The sequence below is a fragment of the Pseudomonas sp. JC1203 genome, assembly GCF_056175065.1.
This window is the reverse complement of record NZ_JBWCAM010000023.1, coordinates 84,709-93,717: the sequence shown is the minus strand read 5'-3', so window position 1 is coordinate 93,717 and position 9,009 is coordinate 84,709. Positions and strand designations below refer to the sequence as shown.

The following is a 9,009-nucleotide window of genomic DNA, read 5'->3' as shown; positions in this document are numbered from 1 at the left end:
TGGAAGTCTAACCCCCGTTGCAGCGGCCGCAGGCCGCGTCAGACCACACCGCGCAGGATCTGGCATTCTGCGGTGACCTAGACGCGGCCTGCGGCCGCTGCTACGGGTCAGGGCCGGCCCATGTGCTGCACGATGTAGTCGACGAAGCTGCGCAGCTTCGGCGACCGGTAGCGCTCCTGGGGGTACACCAAATGCATCGGCCGCACCGGCAGGTGCCAGTCCGGCAGCAACGGCAACAGCCGCCCATCATCCAGCTCGTCGCGCACCAGCGCATCGGGCAACATCGCGATGCCCAGCCCCGACAACGCCGCGCGCTTCAACGCCGGGGCGCTGTTGACGGCGATTCGCCCACTGACATCCACTGTCACCTCGCCAGCTGCACCGGTCAGGCGCCAGTGCTTTTGCGTCCAGCGCCATTCGGTGCCGGCTGGGTAGGCGAATGCCAGGCAGTCGTGCTCGGCCAGCGCCTGCACCGTGGTCGGCACGCCGCGCCGGGCCAGGTACTGCGGCGCCGCGCACAGGGTCAGGCCGTAGTCGCGCAGCGGCCGCGCCACCAGGCTGGAGTTTTCCAGGGTGCCCAGGCGAATGGCGGCGTCAAAGCCCTCCTCCACCAAATCCACCAGCCGGTCGGTCAACACCACGTCGAGCTTTACCGCCGGGTTGGCCGCCAGGTAGCCGGTGAGGCACGGCATCAGGCATTCGGCACCAAAGGTCGGCGGCGCGGTCACGCGCAGGGTGCCGTGGGGCACGGCCTGCACTTCCTCGGCCAACTGCTCGGCGGCGCTGACCTGGCCGAGGATGTCCAGGCAGCGCTGGTAGTAGGCGCTGCCGAACTCGGTGAGGCTCTGGCGCCGTGTGGTGCGGCGCAGCAGGCTGACGCCCAGGCGCTGCTCCAGCGCGCGCAAGTGGTTGCCCACCATGGTGGTGGACATGCCGCACGCTTCGGCGGCGGCGGTCATGCTGCCGCCTTCCACCACCTGGACGAATACGCCCATGGCCTGAAACAGGTCCATTAGCCACTCCTGCTTTAAAGTCCTTTCAGTCTAGTGGCGTTTATCCCGGCTTGCTGGATAAACATACTGAGCGTGCCCAAAAAATGGAGACGGCGCCCATGAATGCCCCCCAAGCACTGCCCAGCAACCACCCCAGCCTGATGAACAACTACCAGCCCCTGCCCATCAGTTTCACCCGTGGCGAAGGCTGCCGGGTGTGGGACAGCGAGGGCCGTGAATACCTGGACGCCCTGGCCGGCGTGGCGGTGACCTCGGTAGGCCACAGCCACCCGCGCATCGTCGAGGCTATTCGCGAACAGGCCGGGCTGCTGCTGCACACCTCCAACCTGTACCGCATCGACTGGCAGGTGCAGTTGGCGCAGAAACTGACGGCACTGGCCGGCATGCAGCGGGCGTTCTTCTGCAACTCCGGCGCCGAGGCCAACGAAACCGCGCTGAAGCTGGCGCGCCTGCACGCCCAGCGCAAGGGCATCCGCCAGCCGTTGGTGGTGGTGATGGAAAACAGTTTCCATGGCCGCACGTTCGCCACCCTGTCGGCCAGCGACAGCCCCAGCTGCCAGGCCGGCTTCGCGCCGCTGATGGACGGTTTCATCAAGGTGCCATTCGGCGACGTGCTGGCCATCCAGGCCCTGGCGCAAAGCCACGGCCAGCGCATTGCCGCCGTGCTGGTGGAACCGGTGCAGGGCGAAAGCGGCGTGCAGGTGGCGCCTGGCGGCTACCTGGCCGCGCTGCGGGCGTTGTGCGACGAACAGCAGTGGCTGCTGATGCTGGACGAGATCCAGACCGGCCTGGGCCGCACCGGCCGCTGGTTCGCCGGCCAGCACGAGGGCGTGGTGCCGGACGTGATGACCCTGGCCAAGGCCCTGGGCAACGGCGTGCCCATCGGCGCCTGCCTGGCCACCGGCCCTGCGGCCGAGCTGTTCGGCCCCGGCAGCCACGGCAGCACCTTCGGCGGCAACCCGCTGGCCTGCCGGGTGGCGTGCACGGTGCTGGATATCATGGAACAGGAAGGCCTGGTGGCGAACGCCGAGCGCCAGGGCCAGTTGATGCTGGGCGAGCTGCGCATGGCGTTGAAAGATCACCCCCAGGTGCTGGCGGTGCGCGGCCACGGTTTGATGATAGGTATCGACCTGGCGTTTCCCGCGCGCCACCTGGCGGAGCTGGCAGCGCGCGAGCACGGCGTGCTGATCAACATCGCCCGCGGCCAGACCATTCGCCTGCTACCGCCACTGACGCTGGGCGACGTCACCCGCCAGGCCATGGTCGCGCGGCTGCTGGGGTTGCTGGAATCAGTGCGCTGAATGACCCGGCGGGCCGATCAGTTCGCGGACCTTGGCCACCACGTCATCGATCTTGAACGGCTTGTCGAACACGGCGGCGAACAGCTCCGGGGTAGCGCGGCCGATGCTGCCCTGGGCACCGCTCATCAGCAAGATGGGCATGTCCTTGTACAGCGTGTGCTCGCGGATCTTGCGGGCCATTTCCAGACCGTCCATCACCGGCATCATGAAGTCGGTGATCACCAGCGCCGGGCGCTCGCGCTCCAGCACCTCAAGGCCCTTGCGGCCATTGGCTGCCTTGACGACCTCATAGCCCTCATCCTCGAACGCCAGTTCGAGGATGTTGGCAATCATGAATTCGTCGTCGACGATCAGGATAGTGCTCATGTCAGCTCGACCGGGGCGTCTTCAAGGCTTGCTGACCGCCGAGGCGCTTCCGGATAACACTGCCTCTGCATGCTTGAATGCCTTCTTCAGATCGATGCCGCTTTCGTCGATGACCAGCTCCAGAAGCGAAGGATCATAAACGCTGTCCCTTACTTTAAGGATGGACAGCAGGCGTTTAAGTTCAGCTTCATATTCCACAAACCGCAGCAGCAGGATGTTGTCGACGATGCTCGACAGGTCCGGCGTCGGCGAGGTGATCTCGGGGCCGAACAAACCACGGATTTCCCAGGTCACGAACACCGTCACGCCGCGGGCACGCAGCTCGCCCATCAGCGCGCTGAAAAACTCGGTGAGGCGTGCCTGGTTGGTGGCGCAGCGGGTCATGCCGCCCAGGCTGTCGATGAGTACGCGCTTGATGCGGTGCTCGTCCACCTGCTTGAGCAGGCGCGCGCCCAGGCCGTCGACCAGGCCTTCGGTGGTGGGCTGCCAGGACACGAACAACGCCCCGGCGTCCTGCATGACCTGGAAGTCATAGCCCAGGGCCTTGGCCTTGATGCCCAGGCGCTGCGGCGACTCGTAGAAACCGAAATGCAGCGCCGGTTCCAAAGGGGTGCCGGCCCCCAGGAAGTGGATGCCCAGGGACGTCTTGCCGATGCCCGAGGGGCCCATGGCCAGGGTCACGGAGGAGCGCGGCAGCCCGCCGCCAATCAATTTGTCCAGCGCCGGTACGCCGCTGGGCAGCCGCGTCAGGTCGGAGCTGTCGGGGCGCGACGGGTGGCTGTAGAGGCTTTCCAGCCGCGGGTACACCACCAGGCCGTCGTCGGTGATCTCGCATTCGTGCAGGCCCGACAACGCGCCGCTGCCACGGGTCTTGCGCAGCTGGATGCGGCGCACCGAGCGGGTGCCGAACAGTTCTTCGCCCAGTTCGATGACGCCATCGACCATGGTGTGCTCGGGGCTGCCATCGTCCAGCCGCGAGCTGGTGAGGAACAGCACGGTGCAGCCGGCAAAGGCGGCATGCCCCTGCAGCTCGGAGATGAATTTCTTCGTGTCGATCTGCGACTCGGCCTTGGAGCGCGCGTTGAGCAGGCCGTCGACAATCAGCACCGTGGCCTTCTGCCGGCTGATCTCGCGGCGCAGCAGCTTGACGACCTCGTCCAGGCCCTCGTTTTCCAGGGTATCGAAGGCGCTGACGAACTGGATTTCGTTGCCGATGCGGCCGGCGTCGAAGAACCGCAGGGTCGACAGGTACTGGAAGAGCCGCTCGTGGGACTCGGCCAGCAACGTGGCCACCAATACCCGCCCGCCGTTGCGCACGTGGTTGAAACCCAGCTGGTTGGCCAGGATGGTCTTGCCCGACCCCGGTCGCCCCTGGACGATGTAGGACGAACCTGCGACCAGCCCGCCCTTCAACAGAAGGTCAAGCCCTTCAATACCGCTTTCAAGGCGTTTTAGCTGTTCCAAGATCCGGCCTGCCTTTCATGAATAATCGCCGAGATAGACTGCCCCGTTGTACGGAACGTTTAATCTCTTGATGGATAAGGAATTCTATACCGCTTGGCGCGAATGCCCACAAGTTTATTGACCTGCCCTTGTGAGAGCTGGCTTGCCAGCGAGCTTTTGGGCGGCAAACAGCTCGCTGGCAAGCCAGCTCCCACAGGTAATCGTGGCCCATCGACCGGGTCAATCGCGCTATCGAAACAAGCGATTAGACGTGCAGGCGTTGAGCCATTAGCTTTCGCGGCAATCAATGTCGCAAATCGTCGCAGGGCCAGGATGGCGCAGCGTAAGAAAGCGCACCCTTTTTCCACCTGGCTCACGAGTGACCTCCCATGTCCCTGAATACCCCCCAGCAGATCGCCGAAATGGCCATCGAAACCGGCGTCAAGAAAGCCCAGGCCTCGCTGCCCGCGATCCTGGTGCTGGGCTTCCTGGCCGGCGCTTTCATTGCCCTGGGCTTTTTGCTCGATATTCACGTCAGCACCATGATCCCCGGCGCCTGGTCGTCCCTGGGCAACCTGCTGGGCGCCGCAGTGTTCCCGCTGGGCCTGATTTTGGTGATCCTGGGCGGTGGTGAACTGCTGACCGGCAACATGATGACCCTGCCCATGGCCCTGTTCAGCGGCAAGATCACCCTCGGCGCACTGCTGCGCAACTGGCTGCTGGTGACCGTGGCCAACCTGCTGGGCGCGCTGTTCGTGGCCTACTGCTTCGGCCACGTGCTGGGCCTGACCGAAGGGCCGTTCCTGACCAAGACCCTGGCCATCGCCAACGCCAAGGCCAGCGCCGACTTTACCCATGCGTTCGTCTCGGGCATCGGCTGCAACTGGATGGTGTGCCTGGCGGTGTGGCTGTCGTACGCCAGCAAGGAAGTCACCGGCAAGATCCTGGGCATGTGGTTCCCGGTGATGGGCTTCGTGGCCATCGGCTTCCAGCACGTGGTGGCGAACATGTTCGTCATCCCTGCCGCCATTTTTGCCGGTGCGCTGGACTGGAGCCAGTGCGCCGACAACCTGGTGGCGGTGTTCCTCGGCAACGCCGTCGGCGGCGCAGTGTTCGTGGGCCTGGCGTACTTCGTGGCGTTCGGCAAGCAGGTGCAGGCCGATGCCGCGCCGGTAGCCGAAGCCCACCGCTAACCCCTCCGTAGCAGCGGCCACCAGGCCGCGTCCCAGGCCACGCGCGGTATCAGGCAAACCGCCGACGCGGCCTGCGGCCGCTGCTACGGGGTATGCGGCAATCGTCGCCTCTGTTACAAAGGCGTTTTCGTTACTGCCGCGCATTCCCATGAACATCGACGACAGCATGATCACCCGGGCGATCTTCGCCCTGCTCTCCCAACGCGCCCCCGAAGACTCCATCTGCCCCAGCGACGTGGCCCGCGTGCTCAGCGCCGACGAGGCGCTGTGGCGCGCATTGATGCCGGACATTCGCCGGGTGGCCTCGTGCCTGGCCCAAGCTGACGTTTTGCGCATCACTCAAGGCGAGGCCACCCTGGCGCCGGAACGCATTGGCAGCGGGCCGATCCGGCTGCGCCGCGGTAGATTGATGCGCTGAGTGATAACACTCACGCATCAATCCATCAGAAATATGCAGTTATCATTTCAAAATATTTCCGCGACCATCACTCCCCTACAAAAAAACCCATGTGCCCCGTTGCACGTGTCATAAAAATGATGGGAGATGCACATGCAGTCCTCACCCCAGGGCGCGTCCGCGTCCGCACGCGCCAAAGCCGGCGCGGTATTCCGTGTAACCTCGGGCAATTTCCTCGAACAGTTCGATTTCTTCCTGTTCGGGTTCTACGCCACCCATATCGCCGCCGCCTTCTTCCCCGCCAGCAGTGAATTCGCTTCGCTGATGATGACCTTCGCCGTGTTCGGCGCAGGCTTCCTCATGCGGCCGCTGGGTGCGGTGATTCTGGGCGCCTATATCGACGACGTCGGCCGCCGCAAGGGCCTGATCGTGACCCTGTCGATCATGGCCAGCGGCACGATATTGATCGTGCTGGTGCCCGGTTACGAGACCATTGGCCTGCTGGCGCCCGCCCTGGTGCTGCTGGGCCGCCTGCTGCAAGGTTTCTCGGCCGGCGCCGAGCTTGGCGGCGTGTCGGTGTACCTGGCGGAAATGGCCACCCCCGGCAAGAAAGGCTTCTACACCAGCTGGCAGTCGGCCAGCCAGCAGGTCGCCATCGTGGTAGCGGCGGCGCTGGGCTACGGCTTGAACCAGTGGATGAGCGGTGACGACATCGCCGCCTGGGGCTGGCGTATTCCGTTCGCCGTGGGCTGCATGATCGTGCCGTTCATTTTCCTGCTGCGTCGCAAGCTGGAAGAGACCGAAGAGTTCACCGCCCGCCGTCACCGCCCCGCCATGCGCGAGGTGTACAACACACTGGTGGCCAACTGGACCATCGTCGTCGCCGGGATGCTGATGGTGGCGATGACCACCACCGCCTTCTACCTGATCACCGTGTACGCGCCGACCTTCGGCAAGAGCGTGCTCAACCTGAGCACCGCCGACGCGCTGATGGTGACCCTGCTGGTGGGCGTGTCGAACTTTGTCTGGCTGCCCATCGGCGGCGCGCTGTCGGACCGCATTGGCCGCAAGCCGATGCTGATCGCCATGACCGTGCTGGCCATCGCCACCTCGTACCCGGCGCTGTCGTACCTGGCCCAGGCACCGAGCTTTGCGCACATGCTGGAAACCCTGCTGTGGCTGTCGTTCATGTACGGCATGTACAACGGCGCGATGATCCCGGCGCTGACCGAAATCATGCCGGTGGAAGTGCGTGTGGCCGGTTTCTCCCTGGCCTACAGCCTGGCGACTGCCGTGTTCGGCGGCTTCACCCCGGCGATCTCCACCGCGCTGATTCACAGCAGCGGCGACAAGGCCGCGCCAGGCTACTGGATGAGCTTCGCCGCCCTGTGCGCCCTGTGCGCCACCCTGTACCTGTACCGTCGCGGCAGCGCCCAGCTGCGCGCCGCAGTCTGAAGGGGGGCGCCATGAACAAACTGCTGAACGGCGTGGCCGCCCTGGCCCTGGCCATCACCGGCCTGGCCCAGGCCGACGACCTCAACGTGATGACCTCGGGTGGCTTCACTGCCGCCTATAAAATCCTCGGGCCGCAGTTCGCCGCGGCCCATGGCGACCACCTTGTCACCATCCTCGGCCCCTCCATGGGCAAGGCCGCCGAGGCGATCCCCAACCGCCTGGCGCGCGGTGAACAGGCTGACGTGGTGATCATGGTCGGCTACGCCCTGGACGACCTGATCAAGCAAGGCAAGGTGCTGCCCGCCTCGCGGGTGGAACTGGCGGACTCGCGCATCGGCCTGGTGGTGAAAGCCGGCCAGCCGAAGCCGGACATCAGCAGCGTCGCCGCCTTCAAGCAGGCGTTGCTGCAGGCCAGGTCCGTGGGTTATTCCGACAGCGCCAGCGGCGTCTACGTACAGGATCAGTTGTTCAAGCGCCTGGGTATCGAAGCCCAGCTCAAGCCCAAGGCGAAGATGATCGAGCGCATTCCGGTGGCCGGTGAAGTCGCCAAGGGCGAGCCGCAGCTAGGCCTGCAACAGGTCAGCGAACTGCTGCCCGTCGCCGGCGTGACCTACGTGGGCAAGATCCCCGAGCCGCTGCAATCGGTCACCCGCTTCGCCGCCGGCATCCCGGTGGGCGCCGCGCACCCGGCCGAGGCCAAGGCATTGCTGGACTACATGGCCTCGGCGCAGGCGCAGTCGGTGGTCACCGGCACCGGCCTGGACTCGGTGCCTCACTGATCTTCCAGGGGTTTCTTGAACTCCCGAATCAACTGTTCCAGTTCCAGCGCCGCCGGGGTCAGCAACCGGCCCCGGCGACGGATCAGGCCCACACTGCGCAATACCTCGGGCTCCACCAGCGGGATGCTGGTCATCCACTGATGCTCGCCCAGCGGCAAGGCCATGGACGGCACCGCTGCAATCCCCAACCCCGCCTCCACCAACCCCAGCATGGTCGTCACATGGCGGGTCTCGCAGATACTCGGCCGCGCCGGGCGAATGTGCAGCAGCGCCTGGTCCAGCACGAAGCGGTTGCCTGAGGTCTTGTCCACCGAGATGTAGTCGTGCTGGAAATACTCTTCCCAGCTCAGTTGCTTGCGCCCGGCCAGCGGGTGGTCGCGGCGGCAGGCGGCCACGTAGTGCTCCTGCACCAGCAGTTCGAATTCCAGTTCTGGCGGCAGGTTGCCGGTGAAGCTCAGGCCCAGGTCGGCCTCACCGCTGAGCACGGCCTGCTGAACGTCGTTGGCGCTGGCGTCCAGCACCTTCACGCGGATGCGCGGGTAGAGCCTGTGGTAGCGGGCCACCACCTTGGGCATGAAGTAGTAGGCGGCCGACGGCACGCAGGCCACGGTGACGTTGCCCAACCGCGTGGAGGCCACTTCGCTGATGCCCAGCAAGGCAATGTCCAGGTCATTGAGCAGACGTTCGGCGCTGGGCGCGAAGGCGCGGCCGACCATGGTCAGGCTGACGCGGCGAGTAGTGCGGTCGAACAGCCGTACATTGAGCGCACTTTCCAGCTTTTCGATGCGCCGGCTCAACGCCGGCTGGGAGATGCTGATGGCCTCGGCGGCCTTGCGAAAACTGCCCTTCTCCACCACTGCGCGAAAGGCCTGCAGGTCGTTCAGGTCGAAATTGATGCTCATCCCGGTCACTCATGCCGAATTTTATTTATCCGATCAGCTTAATGCATGAATGGCCAGTATTGATGCTGGACCATAGTCGAAAGACCATTCGTCGCCGGCGCCGCACCAACGCACCGCCGTAGCGCTCCATTATCAGGAGCGGTGAACTTCATCCGCCTTC

General features: G+C 65.1%; 9 protein-coding genes. 5 read left to right on the top strand and 4 right to left on the bottom strand.

The genetic code is table 11. From position 1 onward, the window contains the following. Positions 1–107 precede the first annotated feature (107 nt). Positions 108–1,013, bottom strand: a complete 906-nt coding sequence (locus tag AC0SZ7_RS27360; RefSeq protein WP_475507298.1) for a LysR family transcriptional regulator — start codon at positions 1,011–1,013, stop codon at positions 108–110. A 98-nt stretch (positions 1,014–1,111) separates the two neighbouring features. On the opposite strand from AC0SZ7_RS27360, the gene AC0SZ7_RS27355 reads away from it, so the two are divergent. Beyond that, entirely contained in the window at positions 1,112–2,314 is a 1,203-nt protein-coding gene (locus AC0SZ7_RS27355; RefSeq protein WP_475507297.1) for an acetylornithine/succinylornithine family transaminase, read from the top strand. Here the strand turns inward: AC0SZ7_RS27355 and AC0SZ7_RS27350 are convergent. After that, a complete protein-coding gene (locus AC0SZ7_RS27350) occupies positions 2,303–2,680 on the bottom strand; it encodes a response regulator (protein ID WP_475507296.1) in 378 nt (125 codons plus the stop codon). The two genes, AC0SZ7_RS27355 and AC0SZ7_RS27350, sit on opposite strands and share 12 nt — an antisense overlap. A 21-nt stretch (positions 2,681–2,701) precedes the next feature. Next, complete coding sequence (locus AC0SZ7_RS27345) at positions 2,702–4,147, bottom strand: ATPase domain-containing protein (protein ID WP_475507322.1); 1,446 nt, start codon at positions 4,145–4,147, stop codon at positions 2,702–2,704. Between the two features lie 365 nt (positions 4,148–4,512). On the opposite strand from AC0SZ7_RS27345, the gene AC0SZ7_RS27340 reads away from it, so the two are divergent. The 4 genes from AC0SZ7_RS27340 (at position 4,513) to AC0SZ7_RS27325 (ending at position 7,947) form a co-directional block, all read left to right on the top strand. Next, positions 4,513–5,316 (top strand): formate/nitrite transporter family protein, encoded by an 804-nt coding sequence (locus AC0SZ7_RS27340; RefSeq protein ID WP_475507295.1) that lies wholly within the window; start codon positions 4,513–4,515, stop codon positions 5,314–5,316. A 148-nt stretch (positions 5,317–5,464) separates the two neighbouring features. Continuing rightward, on the top strand, positions 5,465–5,734 hold the full coding sequence (locus tag AC0SZ7_RS27335) for a DUF3253 domain-containing protein (protein WP_475507294.1): 270 nt from the start codon (positions 5,465–5,467) through the stop codon (positions 5,732–5,734). Positions 5,735–5,866: 132 nt separating this feature from the next. After that, the gene (gene tcuC / locus AC0SZ7_RS27330; protein ID WP_475507293.1) at positions 5,867–7,168 is read left to right on the top strand and encodes a tricarballylate/proton symporter TcuC; all 1,302 of its coding nucleotides are present in this window, start codon (positions 5,867–5,869) and stop codon (positions 7,166–7,168) included. A gap of 11 nt (positions 7,169–7,179) precedes the next feature. After that, positions 7,180–7,947: a substrate-binding domain-containing protein gene (locus tag AC0SZ7_RS27325; protein WP_475507292.1), complete on the top strand. Its 768-nt coding sequence runs from the start codon at positions 7,180–7,182 to the stop codon at positions 7,945–7,947. Here the strand turns inward: AC0SZ7_RS27325 and AC0SZ7_RS27320 are convergent. After that, a complete protein-coding gene (locus tag AC0SZ7_RS27320) occupies positions 7,941–8,849 on the bottom strand; it encodes a LysR family transcriptional regulator (RefSeq protein WP_475507291.1) in 909 nt (302 codons plus the stop codon). The genes AC0SZ7_RS27325 and AC0SZ7_RS27320 overlap by 7 nt on opposite strands. Positions 8,850–9,009: the final 160 nt, after the last annotated feature.